Genomic DNA, 15,707 nt, shown 5'->3' on the forward strand with positions numbered 1-15,707 from the left:
GACCTAACCCGCCTCGCCCGTCAGCTCCCGCCGCGCTTTTTCAAGCTCTTCCGCATAGCGCCGCGTGGCGTAGGCTTCCGACAGCACGCCCAGCACGTTGCGCTTGTCGTCGATCACCGCCAGTTCGTCGGTTTCGCTGCGGTCGAAGGCGCGCATGACGTCCTTGATCGACTGTTCGGGCTTCAGGGCCGCCTCGGCGTTGATGGCCAGGCCCGCCACCGGCTTGTCGCCGTCGCCGCCGTCGGCATAGGCCTTGGCCGTGGGGATCACGCCCGCATAGAGCCCGGCCTCGTCGACCATGACCACCCGCTTGGTCGAGCCCAGCGGGAAGCGGCGGCGGAATTCGGCCAGCGTGGTCTCGGCCGGCACGGTCTGGACGTCCTTGCGCATCATCCGGCCGGCGCTCAACGGCCGCATCCACGAGACGTCGTGGGCGCTGCGGATGGTCTCGCCGCGCAGGTGCAGCCGCCAGGTCGAGAACGAGTAGCCGAAGGTCTCGCGCACCATGGCGCTGGCGATCATCGAGGCCACCAGGGCCGCGGCCGCCACGGTGAAGTCGCCCGTGGCCTCCAGCACCAGGAACGACATGGTGAAGGGCCCGCCGACCACGGCCACGCCCAGGGCGGCCATGCCGACCAGCGCCGCCACGGTCGGATCCAGGCTGGGCGCCCACGGGATCAGCAGCGAGATGGCCGAGAACACCTGGCCTAGCAGCGCGCCCAGGAACAGCGAGGCGAAGAAAAGCCCGCCCCGGAAGCCGAAGCTCAGCGAGATCACCGAGGCCAGGGCCTTCATGGCCAGCAGCATCAGCAGCAGCTTCAGCGGCAGCTCGGCGGTCAGGTTGATGTGCAGCGCGCCATGGCCCGCCGACAGCGTCTGCGGCGTGATCACCGCCAGCGCCGCCAGGCCCATGCCGCCGATCGCCGGCCGCAGCCAGCGCGGGATCGGCGAACGGGTCACCAGGCGCTCGGCGTTGGCCACCAGGCGCATCAGGCCGATGCCGACGATCGCGCAGGCCAGGCCTACCAGCGCATAGAGGCCGTAATCGGTCCACGACTGCACGGCCTGGGTGTCGGTCTTCAGCAGATACGGGATCGCGCCCATCTTGCTGGCCACCAGCACCGCGGCCAGGGCGGCGGCGACCACGGGCGCCAGGTTGGCGACGGTGTAGGCCCCGATGACGATCTCGAAGGCGTAAAAGGCCCCCGTCAGCGGCGCGCCAAACGCCGCGGCGATCGCCGCGCCAGCGCCGGCGCCCACCAGGGTGCGCATGTCGGCCCGCCGCAGGTTCAGCCGCTGGCCGGCGAACGAAGCCGCCGCCGCGCCGGCCTGGGCATAGGCCGCCTCCAGCCCGACGGAAGCCCCCACGCCGTTCGACAGCATGGTCTGGCCGCAGATGAAGGCGCTGTCCTTCATCGACAGCCGCCCGCCGTGCAGGGCGTTGGCCTCCACCGGGTCGACGGCCGGGCGCGGGCGATACTTCGTCCACGCCCAGGTGATCCCGCCCAGCAGCAGGCCGCCCAGCGGAATGGCCAGCAGCCGCCACGGCGCGACGTGGCTCTGGGCGCTGAGCCGCTCGTTGATGTCGATCTCGAACAGCAGCATCTGTAGGCCGTGCGCCACCTGGGCCTGCACGACCGCGAAGGTCCCTGCCGCCACCCCGATCAGCGTCGCCACGGCGATCAGCCACAGCTCGCTAGACCGGATCCGGCGCCGCAGCCAGCCGACCCACTTCACGGATGCGGCGGCTGAGGCGTGGGCGATCGACATGAGTTCTCGATAACGCGCTACTCCTCCCCCGTGCAACGGGGGAGGTGGCGCGCTGCGGATACGCAGCGTGACGGAGGGGCGACCGCCGCCGCCCCGCCCAGCCTCGCCCCCTCCACCGCTTCGCGGTCCCCCTCCCCGTAAACGGGGGAGGAGCGAAGACCGGGGAATGAGTTAAACCTTGACCCGCCGCGCCTTCAGCCGCCCGGCTAGCGCCTTTTCCGGCGCGCTCCCGGCGAAACCGCTCGTCGCCACATAGTCCCGTCGCCGCACCAAAAGCCCCAGCGGCGCCGCGTTCAGCCGCGCCAGCCAGCCGCCCGGCGCCAGCAGCAGCGCCGCCGCGCCCGCGCCGCCGGCCAGATGCGCCTCGACCGGTCCGCGCCAGGTCTCCGGCAGGCCGCGCGACGGGTCCAGCGTCAGGATCCAGTCGCCCCGCGCCACGGCGGCTCCCGCCGACAGCAGCGCCCCGCGGTCGCCCGCCGCCGCCACGAACCGCGCGCCGCTGTCCTCGATCAGGGCCTCCAGCCCCGGCTCGGCCGCGCCGGCGATCACCACCTCCTTGACGAGGCCGTCGACAGCCGCCGGCACCAGCTGGGCCAGAAGCTGGGCGAGCGCATGAGCAGGCGCGACGGCCGGAAGGATCACCGAGATCATGTCCCCGCCTTTGGAGCCTCGGCCCGCAGGCCGTCAAGCATGGTTCTTGTTATGTTCTCGCTGCGAGCGTAGGATGCCCGCATGCAGACCCGCCGCTCGTTCACCGACACCGCCTACAAGCAAGGGACCGTCGCCCTGCGCGGACGCGGCGCGCGCAGCAACGAGACCGGCCGCTACGAGAGCCTGACGTCCGAGCCGTTCGACGACGGCTGGACGGAAGACGACAACGCCGCCCGCCCGCTGACCACCAGCGTGCTGGCCATGAAGTCCAAGACCGTCATCGCCCGCAACAAGAGCCCCGACGTGGGCTTCGACCGCTCCATCAATCCCTACCGGGGCTGCGAGCACGGCTGCATCTACTGCTACGCCCGTCCGGCCCACGCCTATCTGGGCCTCTCGCCCGGCCTCGACTTCGAGAGCAAGCTGTTCTTCAAGCCCGAGGCCGGCAAGCTGCTCGATCGCGAGCTGTCCAAGCCGACCTACAAGGTGGGCAGCGTCCATATCGGCGGCGACACCGACCCCTACCAGCCGCAGGAACGCGGTCTGCGCGTCACCCGGGGCGTGCTGGAGACGCTCAGCCGCTTTCGCCACCCGTTCTCGATCATCACCAAATCGGCCCTGATCACCCGCGATCTCGACATCCTGGGCGAGATGGGCCGCGCGGGCCTGGCCCGGGCGGCGGTGTCGATCACGACGCTGGATCGCAAGCTAGCCCGCAGCATGGAGCCGCGCGCCGCTACGCCCGAACGCCGGCTCGACGCCGTGCGCCAGCTTTCGCAGGCCGGCGTGCCGACCATCGTGATGTTCGCGCCGGCCATCCCGTCGCTGAACGACCACGAAATGGAGGCGGTGCTGGAACGCGCCAGGGAAGCCGGCGCCGTGGCCGCCGGCTACGTCGCCATCCGCCTGCCGATGGAGATCCACGGCCTATTCGAGCAGTGGCTGGCCACCGACCATCCCGACCGCGCCAAGCGGGTGATGTCGCTGGTGCGGCAGATGCGCGGTGGGGCCGCCTACGACAGCGAGTTCGGCAAGCGCATGACCGGCGAAGGCCCCGTGGCCGAGGTGCTGAACCAGCGCTTCCACGCCGCCCTCAAGCGCTTCGAGCTCGACAGGCCCCTGCCCCGCCTCGACACCTCCCAGTTCCGCGTCCCGCCCAAGGCGGGGGATCAGTTGAGTTTGTTCTAGCTGTTCCACCATACTCTCTGTCCGTCATCCCGGCCGAAGCGCGCAGCGCGTAGAGCCGGGACCCAGGGGACTGGGCTCGGCGTCTGGACCGGCCGCCTTGGTGATGGCCGGCGCAGTGCGGCGTCCCCTGGGTCCCGGATAAGCGCTGCGCGCTTTCCGGGATGACGGGCTTGGCGATGCAAGAAGACGTTCAGGAGCATCCCCGCTTGCACCCTTCGCGCGGAGGCCTATCAATGCCGCCCATGACGAACGAACACCGTTACGCCGGAGGGTGTCCGTGCGGCGCCGTGCGCTGGAGCGCCGCGGGCGAGCCGATGTATCAGGGCTATTGCTGCTGCGCCGACTGCCGCAAGGCCTCGGGCTCGGGCTTCGTGCCGTTCATGGGCTTTCCGGCCTCGGCGGTGACGGTCACCGGCGACACGCTGAAGGTCCGCTCGCCCGCCTTCAGCGGCGGCGAGGCCCTGCGCAACGCCTGCCCGGCCTGCGGCGGCCTCGTCTTCGGCGGCGAGGTCGGAGCGTGCGACAGCCACACGATCTACGCCGGCTCGCTGGACGACGCCTCGCTGTTTTCGCCGACCATGGCGCTGTTCCTGCGCGACAAGCCCGACTGGGTGGTGCTGCCGCAGGGCCTGGCGACCTTCCACACCATGCCGGACTGAAAGATCACGCGCCGCCTGGCGGCCCGATGTCGGGACGGACGTCCACTGTTCGTCCTTGCGCCGAACACGGCCCAAGCCGGGGCCGAACAAAGGGAGAGAGCGATGTCGGAAACCCATGGCCGGTTCGGCTGGTACGAACTGATGACCACCGACGTGCACGCCGCGTCGGCCTTCTACGCCAAGGTGGTGGGCTGGACGCCGACGGATTCCGGCATGCCTGGCCCGACCCCGTACATGATCCTCAACGTGGGTGATGCCGGCGTCGGCGGCGTCTTCACGCCCGAGGGCGGCTGTCCGGAAGGCGCCCGCCCCGGCTGGATCGGCTACATCTTCGTCGACGACGTCGACGCCTATGTCGGCAAGGTGGTCGAAGCCGGCGGCTCGGTGTTCATGCCCCCCGACGACATCCCGACCGTGGGCCGCTTCTCGGTCGTCGCCGATCCGTATGGCGCGGTCTTCACCCTGTTCAAGCCCTTTCCGCGCGACGAGATCCCGCCGCAGCCGGCCGACGGCGCCCCCGGCACGTTCGGCTGGCGCGAACTGATGGCCGGCGACCTCGAGGGGGCCTTCGCCTTCTATTCCAAGCTGTTCGGCTGGGTGAAGACCATGGCCATCGACATGGGCCCGATGGGCACCTACCAGCTGTTCGCCTACGAGGCGGGCGGTCCCGACGTCGGCGGCATGATGACCAGGCTGCCCGACATGCCGGTCTCGTTCTGGAACTACTACGCCCAGGTCGACAGCGCCTCGGCGGCCCGCGACCGCGCCCTGGCGGCCGGCGCGACCACCATGATGGACGTCCACCAGGTGCCCGGCGGCAGCTGGATCTACATGGCGAGCGATCCTCAGGGCGCGGGGTTCGCGGTGGTCAGCCAGGAGAAGTGACGTTGGTAGGGCCAGGCGGGTGGGCGCTCCCGCTTGGCCTTCACTTTTCAATGCTTCCCTCGCCCTTGTGGCGAGGGCCCATGCCGGCCGCTGCTCAGACACAGACAGACTTTGAAAGGTCTGAGCGGCTGGACGATGGATCCCGGGCACGAGGCCCGGGAAGGCGTTGAAAAGTGCGATAAAGGAGCTCGCTGGATCACTTCTCCAGTAGCAGCGCCTTGGTCAGGAACGCCTTGTCGCGCCCCGCCACCCGCAGCCCCGCCGCGCCGAACAGGGCCTCCAGGTCCGTCTCGGCGTAGCTGCCGTAGAACGGCTCGTGGAAATAGGCCGGGAACGCCTCGAGCATCCTCGCCAGTTGCGGCTCGTCTGAGGGCTGGACGGAATCGGCGAAGGCCAGCACGCCGCCGGGCTTCAGCACCCGAGCGATCTCGGCCGCGACGATGGGACGGACGCGCGGCGGCAGTTCGTGGAACAGGTAGACGCAGGTCACCGCGTCCAGGCTGTCGTCAGCCAGCGGCAGCCGCTCGGCGTTGGCCTGCATCATGCCCCGCCCCGAGCGCGTGCGGGCTTCGGTCAGATAGGCCGGCGATAGGTCCAGCCCCGCCAGGCCCGCGCGCGGAAAGGCCCGCGCCAGATCGTGCAGGAACGCGCCGGAGCCGCAGGCCACGTCCACGGCCCGCAGGTCGCGCTGGTCGCGCCCCCGCCAATGCCGCGCCAACAGGCTCAGCGCCCGCCTGCGCATCGCTCCCGCCGCGCCCGAGAACAGCGCCTCGACCTGGGCGTCGTAGCGACGGGCGCTGTCGGCGGTGAACCAGCCGCCGGTCTGGTAGTGAAAGTTCTGCCGGTAATAGGCGGGATAGCCCTGGCTCTTGGGATCGTCGCGCACCTCGACGCCATCGCCGCGCCGGCGGCGCTCGTCCACCGCGCGGGCGTCGGCCAGGAAGTCCCAGGCCTTGAGGATCGAGGCGGCCGGGTGGCTGGGCGCGTCCTCCATCGGCGGATAGAGTCCGGCGGCGACGTCGGCGGCGTCCTTCTCGAACGCCGACATGTAGGCCCGGCGCAGCCGTCCCCGCGACACCGGCGGGGCGTCGGAGGCGAAGCGCGGCGCGGCCTTGCCCTCGGTCGGACGGGTGATGAACTTGGCCAGCCCGCCGGCCGCCGTCCACCAGGCCGCCTTGGCGACGGCCTTGCCGCGCTGGGCGGCGGCGTCGAGGGCGAACGCCCCTCGCCGCTCGGCCCCTAGCCTATCGTTCCGGCCGCTGGCTTGGCCCATCCTCGCCTCATCGCGAAAACACCCCGACCAGCTCAATATGCGGCGACCAGAGGAACTGGTCCACCGGCAGCACCTTCTCGAGCTTGAAGCCGGCGTCGATCAGCAGGCCCGCGTCGCGGGCGAAGGTCGCCGGATTGCACGACACCCCGACGACGCGCGAGACCTTGGACTTGGCGATCTCGACGGTCTGCTCCAGCGCGCCGGCGCGCGGCGGGTCGAAGACCACCGCGTCCATCTTGTCCAGTTCGCTCGACAGCATCGGCCGGCGGGTCAGGTCGCGGGCTTCGGCGACGATCGCCTTCAGGCCCGGGGCCGAGCCGACGGCCGCCTTCAGCGCCGCGATGGCCGGCTCGGCGAAGTCGGCGGCGTAGACCGAGGCCTCCTGCGCCAGGCGGAAGGTGAAGGTGCCCACGCCGCTGAACAGGTCGGCGACCTTCGCCGCCCCCGCCACGTGCGCCAGGGCGAACTCGGCCATGGCCTGTTCGGCCGACGGCACCGCCTGCAGGAACGAACCGGCCGGCAGCGGCACGATGGCGGGCCCCAGCTTCACCAGCGGCTGGCGGGCCATGTACAGCGTCTCGCCGGCCAGGGTGACGCGGGCGAAGTCGAACTCGCCGGCGGTCATGGCCGCCTGCACGCGGGCGTCGGCCGACAGCCCGCCGCTCTTGCGCTCCACGCCGGTGACGTCGATGTCCAGGCCCGTGCCGGTCAGGGTGACGTGCAGGGTCGGAGCCGACTTCGGGTGCTCCAGGAACGGCTGGGCCAGCCGCGCCAGGCCCGGCAGCGCGGCGACAATCTTGGGATGGGCGACCGGGCATTCCTCGATCTTCACCAGGTTCCACGAGCGGCGCTCCTTGAAGCCCAGGCGCACGCCGCCCTTGCCGCCGCGCGCGTGCAGCGCCACCCGGCGGCGCGAGGCCGGCGGCGAGGCGAAGGTCGGCAGGATCTCGACCTCGATCCGCTCGCGCTTCAGCTGCAGGCGCACCTGCTCTCGCTTCCAGTCGAGATAGGGCGCGATGTCCCAGTGCTGCAGCGCGCAGCCGCCGCAATGACCGAAATGCTTGCAGGCCGGATCGACGCGGTCGGGGCTGGCCTCCAGGATCTCGGCCAGTTCGCCGCGCTGGCCTTCCATGCGGGCGGTGATCCGCTCGCCCGGCAGGGTCAGGGGCACGAAGGCCGGGCCGGCGGCGACGCCGTCGCCCTGGCCGCCCACGGCGTCGATTTTCAGTTCACGCATTCCAAAGTCGCCTTCGGGAACCTTGACCGGTTCCGATCCGTTCAAGCCTCGCCGCAGGCGTGGCCCCATTTTCGCCTCGTCCGCGCCCAGTTCGACGCCGAAGAAGCCAGTTCGAGCGCGTCCATACCCCATTCGGCGCCCGCATGCGTGAACGAACTGGTGCGTGAACGAAGATGAACGGTCCGGTCAACGACCGTTCAGGAACCGCTTGGCATGTTGCGGACAACGGACGGTCCCCCGATCGTCACGCCCGCTTTCAGGGAGAGTTTTTCGATGATGATCCGGACCGCCATCAGCGCCCTCGTCGCCGGCGCGGCCCTCGTCGGCGCCGCGGCTCCGACCGTCGCCTCCGCCCAGGCCTACGGCTACGGCCAAGGCTCCTACCAGGGCGGCGCCTACGACCGTAACGGCTACTACTACGATCCCTGCCGCCGCAGCACGACCAACCGCACCACGGGCGGCGGCCTGGCGGGCGCCGGCATCGGCGCGGCGATCGGCGGCAGCGTCGCGGGTCGCGGCGCCAAGACCGAGGGCGCTGTGCTGGGCGGCCTGCTCGGCGCGGTCGTCGGCGGCAACATCGGCCGCAGCTCGGCCGCCTGCGCCCCGGGCGCGGTTCCCCCGCCGCCTCCCCCGCCGCCCCGCGCCTACAACGACTATGACCGCGGCTACGACAACGGCGGCTACGACGACGCCTATTACGACCGCCGCGGCGGCAACGGCTACACCTACGAGTCGGAACGCTCCTACCGCGTGACCGAAGGCCGCGCCGACGCCAACGGCTGCACCCTGGCCGAAAGCCCGATCTACCTGCCCGACGGCCGCACCCAGAAGCGCTTCGTCCGCGTGTGCCCCGACGCTTCGGGCCGCTACCAGGTCGTCGACTAGGTTTCTCCAGGCGGATTTCCTCTCTGGAACTCCACAGACTGAAGGCCGCCGGCTCCGCGCCGGCGGCCTTTTCTTTTAGCCGCGCCGGAACCAGGCGCCAGCGACACGATCTTCAGCAGCGCACGTCGCAGTGGCGAAAGATCATCGGGGCGTCGCCCCGCCTCTCCTTCTCAAACATCTGCGATCGCGATGATCCGACGGCCGTCGACCACCGTATCGACGGCGACAGAGGAGGCCACGATGTTCGACAAGGTTATCCGCGCCGCCGCCGTGGCGGGCCTGGCCGCCGCATGCACGGCCTGCGCCTCTGGCGGCGGTTCGCACTCGGGGTTCCTCGGCAGCTATGACGGCCTGGCCAAGCGCCCGGGAACCGTCCGCGCCACGGTTTACGAGCGTCGCGACGAGGCGATGGCCACGGCGATAGAGCGGCTGTGGATCGCGCCCGCCGCGAGCCATTCGGACCAGATGCTTTCGGTCGAGGACGAGCACCGCCAGGCGGTGCTGGACGAGGTCGATCGCCAGGTCTGCTACGAGCTCAGCAAACGCTTCACCCTGATCGACGCCCCGGCGCCAGATGCGGGAACCGTCAAGGTCGGGGTGACCCGGATCGAGCTCACCAATCAGGCCGGCGCGGCCGCCTCGGCTGTGGCCAACTTCTTCATCCCGGGTCCGGTCTCGGTGCGGGCCCCGGGCGGCGTCGGCGGGCTGTGGGCCGAGGCCGAGCTTCTGACTCCTGACGGCGTCCAGGCGGCCGCACTGGTCTGGAGCCGGCAGGCCATGGTGCTTGGGGCCGACAAGCCGTCGCTGTCGCCGGTGGGCGACGCCCACCAGCTGGCCGAGCCGTTCGGGGACGCCGTGGCCGTGGCACTGGCGCCGCGCGATCGCAAGCCCCGCCCCGTGGCGACGCCCGATCCGTGCGCGCGCTTCGGACCGCGCCTGCGGCCCGAGGGACTGCTCGTGCGCATGGCCACCGGGCTCTATCAACCGGAGTTGAGCGGGGCCAAGCCGCAGGCTCGCGACGCGCGCTCCGCAGACGAACCAGCGCCGCCCAGATGAGGGGTATGCTGACCTGCGCTCGCGAGCTGGAGCCCTGGAAGGGCGTCCGCGGCCTAGAGCCGGACGAAAGGCGCGAGCAGCTTGCCGAGCCTGCCGGGCAGACGGATCTGGCCGTCCAGCGCGGCGACGCACAGGCAGGGCTCCTTGGAGACGACCTTGGGCTGGTGCGTCACGCTCGGATCGGCCTCCTCGAAATCGCCACGCGAAAACACGCCGTCCTCTGTGGCGTAGGCGCCGTCGATCACGCAGGTCAGTTCCACGCCCCCATGGGTGTGACGCGGCGCCGACTGCCCCGAAGCGATCTTCAGCAGGATGACCCGGCAATCGCCCTCCCTGGTCCCAAGCACGTCGCGCACGTGCACGCCCGGGCCAAGCCAGCGCCAAGGCCCCAGCGCGAACTGGTCGAGCGGCGCCGGCAGGACGGGATCGGCCAAGGCCGGCCTCGGCGCCGCCGCAAGCTCGACGGCGTCCAGGCGCGCCATCACATCCTGCCGCGCGCTCTGGCTGAGCGCCTCCGGCGCCTGGTCGTCGAGCAGCACCCCGCCCACGGCCGCGCCGAGCTCGGCCCACGGGCGCGTGGTCGGGCGCAAGCTCAGGTGGGTGGCCACGACCACAGCCTCGGGAAAACTCAAGGTCCCCGCGGCGAAGGCCAGCAGCCTTTCCTCGCTGGGCTGACGGCGAAGGCTCATGACGCGTCTCCCCTGTCCCGTTCCATGCAGGCCCGCAGCTTCATCATGCCAAACCGGATGCGCGCCTTGACCGTGCCGAGCGGAACGCCGAGCGTCCTGGATATCTCCGTATGGGTCTGCTCCTGGAAGAAGGCCATTTCGATGGCCGCGGCCTGATCGGCGTTGAGGCTGAGCATCGCCGCCCTCACCCGCTGAGCGTCCTGCGCGCCGCTGAGGATTGCGTCGGGCTGGGCTGGCTCTTCCGCATCGAGGTGGAAATCAAGCTCGTGGAGCGCGACCGAGCCGCGCCTGAAGTGGTCGATCCGCAGATTGCGGGCAATGGTGAACATCCAGGCCGCGGCCGAGGCGCGGGCGGGGTCGAACAGATGCGCCTTGCGCCAGACGACCAGCAGGGTTTCCTGGGCCAGCTCCTCGGCCGCCGAAGCGCTGGCGCCGCCGCGCATCAGCATCGCCTTGATCCTTGGCGCATAGTGGTCGAACAGGCCCGCGAAGGCTTCACGGTCGCGGCTGGCGCCGACCCGCACGACGAGATCGTCCAGCGCGCGCGGAGAGCTCACGGCGTGACGGCTGGCAGGTTGTGCGGATAGGGCCCGAGTCGCATGCATGTGAATGATACGGCACGCCCGCGCGCCTGGATCACCCGAAGCGAAAAATAGCGCGCGCCGTCATCCGATCACGGACCTCGACCGTAGAACCCCGCGACACGTCCGCCTCGCCCGAAGGCCTGATGGACGCCACCCTCGCGAGAGCCGCCCAAGATGACCGACACATCCCTCGACATCCGCGTCGCTGGCGCAGCGCGCGGCTCGGCCCTGTTCGACCTGGTCATGCGGCTGCTCTCAGCCCGCTGGACCTGGGGAGAGCTGACGATCGTCACGCCGAGCGGCGATCAACGCCGCCTGGAGGGCGCGATCCCGGGACGTGCGGCCACCATCGTCGTGCGCGACTTCCGCTTCGCCGCCCGTATCCTCGCCAACGGCGACATCGGCTTCGCCGAAGGGTTCATGGCTGGAGAATGGGACAGCCCCGACCTGGCGGCCCTCCTGACCACGCTGGCCAACAACTACGACCACATCCGGCGACTGTTCGACGGCGGGTTGCCGATGAGGATCGCGAACTGGGCCTTCCACCGCCTGCGCGCCAACAGCAGGGCCGGGTCGCGTCGCAACATCCACGCCCACTATGATCTGGGAAACGCCTTCTACGGAGCCTGGCTCGACGAGACCATGACCTATTCTGCGGCCCGGTTCGGCCAGCCGGACCAGTCCCTGGAAGCGGCCCAGACGGCCAAGTACGAAAACCTCGCAGCCCTCATCGACCTCAAGCCCGGCCATAGCGTGGTCGAGATCGGCTGCGGCTGGGGCGGCTTCGCCCAGTTCGCGGCCGCCAGGATCGGCGCCCGGGTCACCGCCGTGACCATCTCGCACGAACAACATGATTTCGCACGCCGCCGGATCTTCGAGGCCGGGCTGGCCGAGCGGGTCGACATCCGCCTGCTCGACTATCGAGACCTGGACGGCCAGTTCGACCGACTGGCGTCCATCGAAATGCTGGAAGCGGTGGGTGGCGACTATTGGGGCGTCTATTTCGACAAGGTGCGCTCGCTGCTCAAGCCCGGCGGCCGCGCCGGGCTGCAGGTGATCACCATCCAGGACGAGCTGTTCGACGAGTACGAAGCGCGCACCGACTTCATCCAGCGCTACGTGTTCCCCGGCGGGGCCCTCCCCTCCGAGAACCGCCTGGCCCCGCTGATCGCCGCGCGCGGCCTGCGCTGGCGCAGAACCGAGCGCTTCGGCCACGACTACGCCCGGACCCTGGCCCTGTGGGCCCAGCGCTTCGAAAAGGCCTACCCATCCATAGCCCAGGGCTCGAAGACCTTCGACGAACGGTTCCGCCGGCTATGGACCTTTTACCTGGCCTATTGCGAAGCGGGCTTCCGGACGGGTCGCACCGACGTCATCCAGATGGCGATCGACAAGCCCGCGTAAACACCGGCCGGCGGGCGCCGCCGTCACCCCTTGAGCCACCCCGCCGCCTCTTCCACGTCGACCACGTCGGCGTACTTCAGCTGCAGGTCGGTCAGGTTGGCGAAGTGGTAGCTCTCGTGCTTGTCGGCCACGCACTGCTCGGGGACGATCGTGCGGTAGCCGCGCGACAGGCTTTCGACGGCGCTGGCCCGCACGCAGCCGCTGGTCGAGCCGCCGGTCAGGATCACCGTGTCGACCTTGTGCCAGACCAGATAGCTCTGCAGCGGGCTCTCGAAGAAGGCGCTGGGCATGCGCTTGTCGAAGACCAGATCCACGGCCGCGTCGATCTCGACGCGCGGGTCGAAGGCGTGGCGCTCGCTGTCCTGCTTGATGTTCTGCAGGCTGTCGGGCGTGTCGGTGCGCGTGCCCCAGACCCCGGCGTCGCCGCCGTCGGGCTTGTACATCACTCGCGTCCAGATCACCGGCATGCCGCGCGCGCGGGCCAGGGCCGACAGGCGGTTGACGTGGGCGATCTGGTCGGGATCGGTGACGTACGCGCTCTTGGGAAACAGGTCGGGCCGCGTATAGGCCTGCTGGAAGTCGATATTGACCACCGCCGCGCGGCTCCCGAAGCCGAAGCGGGCCCTGGCCGGATTGGCCTTCACCGCCTCGTAGAGCTGCCGCGCGGTCTTGTCCTCGGTCACCATGGTGGGTTCGAAACGCAGGGTCATGGCGGGGCTCCTTCAGGCGGGGGTCCAGAGGCCGAGCAGCGCGGCGAGGATCAGCAGGATCCACAGGCTGACGACCACGGGACGGGTCTTCTCCAGCACCGCGGCGATCACGGCGTCGCCTTCGGGCGTAGGGCCCGTGGTCATCATCGCTGCGACCGGCGGCCCCAGCGGCGCCAGCAGCTTGCGGATGAACAGGCCGCAGCCGATGGCCACGGCCAGGATCAGCATCTTCAGCGCCAGGAACAGCGGCGCGGTCGAAAGGCCAACGAGGCTGGCCCCGCCGAAGCCGGCCAGGGCGACCAGCACGCCCCAGCGGATGGCGATGTCGATCCGGCGTACCCCGGCCTCGGGCGGGCTGTGGTGCAGGTGGATGGTCCAGGCCATGGTCAGCCAGAACAGGCACAGGGCCCAGACGGCGGCCACGCCCTCGGGCGGGACGTCCCACCAGCTTTTCAGCTTGGCCAGGGTCAGGCCCGTGGGCAGGGCCAGGATCAGGCAGGTGCGCGGGGCCATGTCGATGTCGGCCAGCACCTTCAGGGCCAGGCCCCGTTCCTTGACCGTGCGGGCCGGGTCGGCGGCGTAGCGCGAGGTGTAGAAGGCCCCCAGGTCCCCGCCCAGCCAGTAGACGAAGACCAGCACGTGCAGCAGCGTGATGAGGGCGAGAAGCATCGCGGAATCCGGCGGTTGTCAGGCCGTCTTGATGCCGCTTGGAAAGGCGCCTTGGCGCGCCGTCGCCGGTTTTCTCGCCTCGCGGATAGCAAGCCTTCGGGTGCGACGTCGGGGCGCCGTGCGAATCCCAGAAAGCGTGCTACAGCACGGACTGAGGGGCTTTTTTCCGTATCGTAGGTTCGTATGCGTTCTTACCGTCGCCCGGCTCCGGCGCTCGCCGGACTGCTGCTGCTCGCCCTGCCCGCACTGATGACGCCCCAAGTGGCCGCCGCCCAGAGCCAGGAGCAGGCGGTGCTCGACGAGATCAACTACGTCCGCGCCAATCCCCGCGCCTATGCCGACGAGTTGCGCCGCGCCGAACCGCTGCATGGCGAAGATAGCGACGCGCTCTACGAGGCGATCGCCGAGCTCCAGCGCCAGCGCCCCTTGCCGCCCCTGACCGCCGACGGCCGGATCGACGACGCCGCTCGCGACCACGCCAGCGCCCAGGGCGCGCGCGGCTCGGTCGGCCACGGCGCCAGCGGCAGCCTGGGACAGCGCCTGCGCAAGTACGGGGTGTTCGCCGGCATGTCGGCCGAGAACATCTCCTACGGCTACGAAGACCCCCGCGACGTTGTGCGCCAGCTGGTGGTCGACAGCCGCGTGCCGGGCCGCGGTCACCGCCGCAACATCCTGTCCACCGGCTACAGCAGCGCCGGCGTCGCCTGCGGCGGCCACCGCTCGTACGGCGCCATGTGCGTCATCGACTTCGCCGGGGCCATGCCCGAAGGCGCGGCCCGGGCGGCCCGCTAGACCACGCCCGCCGCCTTCAGCTCGGCGATCTCGGGCTCGCTCTTGCCCAACCCAACGAGCACCGCCGCCGTATCGGCCCCCAAGGCCGGCGGCGGGCGCTCCACGACCACCGGCGTCCTCGACGCCCGGATCGGCGAGGCGACGGTGCGGATCGGCGCGGCGAGGTCTTCCCGCGCCTGCTCGACGACCAGGCCGCGATGCAGCGCCTGGGGTTCCTCGAACACCTGGTCGATCCCGTTGATGGGCCCGCACGGCACGCCGGCGGCTTCCAGCAGCGCGATCCAGGCCTTGGTCTCGCGGGTCGCGAGGATCGGCGCCATGGCTTGGACCAACTCGCCTCGCGCCGCCACGCGCTGGGCGTTGGTGGTAAAGCGCCGATCCTCGGCCAGCCCCGGCGCGCCGGCCGCCTGGGCGAAGGCCCGGAACTGCCCGTCGTTGCCGACCGCCAGCACCATCGCCCCGTCGGCCGTGGCGAACACCTGGTAGGGCGCGAGATTGGGGTGGGCGTTGCCCAGGCGCTCCGGCGCCTTCCCCGTCGCGAAATAGTTGCTGGCCTGATTGGCCAGCACGGCCGCCTGCACGTCGAACAGGGCGATGTCCATGTGCTGGCCCTCGCCGGTGGCGCGGGCGTGCAGCAGGCCGCAGAGGATGGCGTTGGCCGCGTACAGACCGGTGAACAGGTCGACGACCGCCACCCCCACCTTCATCGGCTCGGCGCCCGGCGCGCCGTCCGGCTGGCCGGTGATCGACATCAGCCCGCCCATGCCCTGGATCATGTAGTCGTAGCCGGCCCGCGCCGCGTAGGGCCCCGTCTGCCCGAACCCCGTGATCGAGCAGTAGACGAGGCGTGGATTGATCGCCGCCAGGCTCTCGTAGTCCAGGCCGTACTTGGCCAGGCCCCCGACCTTGAAGTTCTCGACCACCACGTCGGCCTCGGCGGCCATCTGGCGGATCAGGTCGGCGCCGCGCGGGTCGGCCATGTCGATGGTCACCGAGCGCTTGTTGCGGTTGGCGCAGGTGAAATAGGCCGCGTCGCCCCGCCCCCTTCGACCGTCTCGAAGAACGGAGGCCCCCACGCCCGGGTGTCGTCGCCGACGCCGGGCCGTTCGACCTTCACGACCTCGGCGCCCATGTCGGCCAGGGCCTGGGTCGCCCACGGACCGGCCAGCACGCGGGAAAGATCGAGCACCTTGACCCCCGAAAGGGCGGCGCCGGGCCTGACGTCTGATCGCAAGGCGACTGCTCCGGATATTCC

Annotated in this window: 17 protein-coding genes; 7 read left to right on the forward strand and 10 right to left on the reverse strand. The window is 70.5% G+C overall.

Translation table 11 applies throughout. The features are described from left to right. Positions 1–3 precede the first annotated feature (3 nt). Together C1707_RS20405 and C1707_RS20410 are read right to left on the reverse strand one after the other, a co-directional pair. A complete protein-coding gene (locus C1707_RS20405) occupies positions 4–1,770 on the reverse strand; it encodes a chloride channel protein (protein WP_101714814.1) in 1,767 nt (588 codons plus the stop codon). Between the two features lie 171 nt (positions 1,771–1,941). Further along, positions 1,942–2,421 carry a glycosyltransferase family protein gene (locus C1707_RS20410; RefSeq protein ID WP_101714813.1) on the reverse strand — a complete coding sequence of 160 codons (480 nt, stop codon included), beginning with the start codon at positions 2,419–2,421 and terminating at the stop codon, positions 1,942–1,944. Between the two features lie 81 nt (positions 2,422–2,502). Between C1707_RS20410 and C1707_RS20415 the strand changes: the two genes are divergently transcribed. The 3 genes from C1707_RS20415 (at position 2,503) to C1707_RS20425 (ending at position 5,153) form a co-directional block, all read left to right on the forward strand. Next, positions 2,503–3,609: a PA0069 family radical SAM protein gene (locus C1707_RS20415; RefSeq protein WP_101714812.1), complete on the forward strand. Its 1,107-nt coding sequence runs from the start codon at positions 2,503–2,505 to the stop codon at positions 3,607–3,609. 233 nt (positions 3,610–3,842) lie between these two features. Next, entirely contained in the window at positions 3,843–4,268 is a 426-nt protein-coding gene (locus tag C1707_RS20420; RefSeq protein ID WP_240633758.1) for a GFA family protein, read from the forward strand. Between the two features lie 102 nt (positions 4,269–4,370). Continuing rightward, entirely contained in the window at positions 4,371–5,153 is a 783-nt protein-coding gene (locus C1707_RS20425; protein WP_101714811.1) for a VOC family protein, read from the forward strand. A 196-nt stretch (positions 5,154–5,349) separates the two neighbouring features. Here C1707_RS20425 and C1707_RS20430 read toward each other — a convergent pair whose 3' ends face one another. Together C1707_RS20430 and C1707_RS20435 are read right to left on the reverse strand one after the other, a co-directional pair. After that, positions 5,350–6,426 carry a class I SAM-dependent methyltransferase gene (locus C1707_RS20430; RefSeq protein ID WP_101714810.1) on the reverse strand — a complete coding sequence of 359 codons (1,077 nt, stop codon included), beginning with the start codon at positions 6,424–6,426 and terminating at the stop codon, positions 5,350–5,352. Positions 6,427–6,433: 7 nt separating this feature from the next. Continuing rightward, a complete protein-coding gene (locus tag C1707_RS20435) occupies positions 6,434–7,663 on the reverse strand; it encodes a class I SAM-dependent RNA methyltransferase (RefSeq protein WP_101714809.1) in 1,230 nt (409 codons plus the stop codon). Positions 7,664–7,936: 273 nt separating this feature from the next. Between C1707_RS20435 and C1707_RS20440 the strand changes: the two genes are divergently transcribed. Together C1707_RS20440 and C1707_RS20445 are read left to right on the forward strand one after the other, a co-directional pair. Further along, positions 7,937–8,548 (forward strand): hypothetical protein, encoded by a 612-nt coding sequence (locus tag C1707_RS20440; RefSeq protein ID WP_101714808.1) that lies wholly within the window; start codon positions 7,937–7,939, stop codon positions 8,546–8,548. Between the two features lie 240 nt (positions 8,549–8,788). Continuing rightward, positions 8,789–9,604: a DUF3313 family protein gene (locus C1707_RS20445; protein WP_164467417.1), complete on the forward strand. Its 816-nt coding sequence runs from the start codon at positions 8,789–8,791 to the stop codon at positions 9,602–9,604. A 53-nt stretch (positions 9,605–9,657) separates the two neighbouring features. Here C1707_RS20445 and chrR read toward each other — a convergent pair whose 3' ends face one another. Next, positions 9,658–10,293 (reverse strand): cadmium/peroxide/UV radiation responsive anti-sigma factor ChrR, encoded by a 636-nt coding sequence (gene chrR, locus C1707_RS20450; RefSeq protein ID WP_101714806.1) that lies wholly within the window; start codon positions 10,291–10,293, stop codon positions 9,658–9,660. Continuing rightward, complete coding sequence (locus tag C1707_RS20455) at positions 10,290–10,817, reverse strand: sigma-70 family RNA polymerase sigma factor (protein WP_240633759.1); 528 nt, start codon at positions 10,815–10,817, stop codon at positions 10,290–10,292. Before C1707_RS20455 ends, chrR begins: the two co-directional genes overlap by 4 nt. A gap of 234 nt (positions 10,818–11,051) precedes the next feature. On the opposite strand from C1707_RS20455, the gene C1707_RS20460 reads away from it, so the two are divergent. Beyond that, on the forward strand, positions 11,052–12,281 hold the full coding sequence (locus C1707_RS20460; RefSeq protein WP_101714804.1) for an SAM-dependent methyltransferase: 1,230 nt from the start codon (positions 11,052–11,054) through the stop codon (positions 12,279–12,281). 23 nt (positions 12,282–12,304) lie between these two features. Here the strand turns inward: C1707_RS20460 and C1707_RS20465 are convergent, their stop codons facing one another. Together C1707_RS20465 and C1707_RS20470 are read right to left on the reverse strand one after the other, a co-directional pair. Further along, positions 12,305–12,991 (reverse strand): isochorismatase family protein, encoded by a 687-nt coding sequence (locus C1707_RS20465; protein ID WP_205686795.1) that lies wholly within the window; start codon positions 12,989–12,991, stop codon positions 12,305–12,307. A gap of 12 nt (positions 12,992–13,003) precedes the next feature. Further along, positions 13,004–13,660, reverse strand: coding sequence for a hypothetical protein (locus tag C1707_RS20470; protein WP_101714803.1), 657 nt, complete (start codon positions 13,658–13,660; stop codon positions 13,004–13,006). A gap of 183 nt (positions 13,661–13,843) precedes the next feature. Here C1707_RS20470 and C1707_RS20475 point away from each other — a divergent pair, with 183 nt between their 5' ends. After that, complete coding sequence (locus C1707_RS20475) at positions 13,844–14,452, forward strand: CAP domain-containing protein (RefSeq protein ID WP_101714802.1); 609 nt, start codon at positions 13,844–13,846, stop codon at positions 14,450–14,452. On the opposite strand, the gene C1707_RS20480 is transcribed toward C1707_RS20475, so the two are convergent. Together C1707_RS20480 and C1707_RS27015 are read right to left on the reverse strand one after the other, a co-directional pair. Further along, complete coding sequence (locus tag C1707_RS20480; protein WP_276310637.1) at positions 14,449–15,444, reverse strand: CaiB/BaiF CoA transferase family protein; 996 nt, start codon at positions 15,442–15,444, stop codon at positions 14,449–14,451. The two genes, C1707_RS20475 and C1707_RS20480, sit on opposite strands and share 4 nt — an antisense overlap. Further along, on the reverse strand, positions 15,441–15,686 hold the full coding sequence (locus C1707_RS27015) for a CoA transferase (protein WP_276310638.1): 246 nt from the start codon (positions 15,684–15,686) through the stop codon (positions 15,441–15,443). The genes C1707_RS20480 and C1707_RS27015 overlap by 4 nt, the downstream gene beginning before the upstream one ends. Between the last annotated feature and the right edge of the window lie 21 nt (positions 15,687–15,707).

The organism is Caulobacter flavus (assembly GCF_003722335.1).
GTDB lineage: Bacteria > Pseudomonadota > Alphaproteobacteria > Caulobacterales > Caulobacteraceae > Caulobacter > Caulobacter flavus.

Coding starts and splice junctions, on each gene's coding strand:
- C1707_RS20405 (WP_101714814.1), bottom strand. CDS start 1,770: ATGTCGATCGCCCACGCCTCAGCCGCCGCATCCGTGAAGTGGGTCGGC.
- C1707_RS20420 (WP_240633758.1), top strand. CDS start 3,843: ATGCCGCCCATGACGAACGAACACCGTTACGCCGGAGGGTGTCCGTGC.
- C1707_RS20460 (WP_101714804.1), top strand. CDS start 11,052: ATGACCGACACATCCCTCGACATCCGCGTCGCTGGCGCAGCGCGCGGC.
- C1707_RS20440 (WP_101714808.1), top strand. CDS start 7,937: ATGATGATCCGGACCGCCATCAGCGCCCTCGTCGCCGGCGCGGCCCTC.
- C1707_RS20410 (WP_101714813.1), bottom strand. CDS start 2,421: ATGATCTCGGTGATCCTTCCGGCCGTCGCGCCTGCTCATGCGCTCGCC.
- C1707_RS20425 (WP_101714811.1), top strand. CDS start 4,371: ATGTCGGAAACCCATGGCCGGTTCGGCTGGTACGAACTGATGACCACC.
- C1707_RS20475 (WP_101714802.1), top strand. CDS start 13,844: ATGCGTTCTTACCGTCGCCCGGCTCCGGCGCTCGCCGGACTGCTGCTG.
- C1707_RS20435 (WP_101714809.1), bottom strand. CDS start 7,663: ATGCGTGAACTGAAAATCGACGCCGTGGGCGGCCAGGGCGACGGCGTC.
- C1707_RS20415 (WP_101714812.1), top strand. CDS start 2,503: ATGCAGACCCGCCGCTCGTTCACCGACACCGCCTACAAGCAAGGGACC.
- C1707_RS20430 (WP_101714810.1), bottom strand. CDS start 6,426: ATGGGCCAAGCCAGCGGCCGGAACGATAGGCTAGGGGCCGAGCGGCGA.
- C1707_RS20445 (WP_164467417.1), top strand. CDS start 8,789: ATGTTCGACAAGGTTATCCGCGCCGCCGCCGTGGCGGGCCTGGCCGCC.
- chrR (WP_101714806.1), bottom strand. CDS start 10,293: ATGAGCCTTCGCCGTCAGCCCAGCGAGGAAAGGCTGCTGGCCTTCGCC.
- C1707_RS20465 (WP_205686795.1), bottom strand. CDS start 12,991: ATGACCCTGCGTTTCGAACCCACCATGGTGACCGAGGACAAGACCGCG.
- C1707_RS20470 (WP_101714803.1), bottom strand. CDS start 13,660: ATGCTTCTCGCCCTCATCACGCTGCTGCACGTGCTGGTCTTCGTCTAC.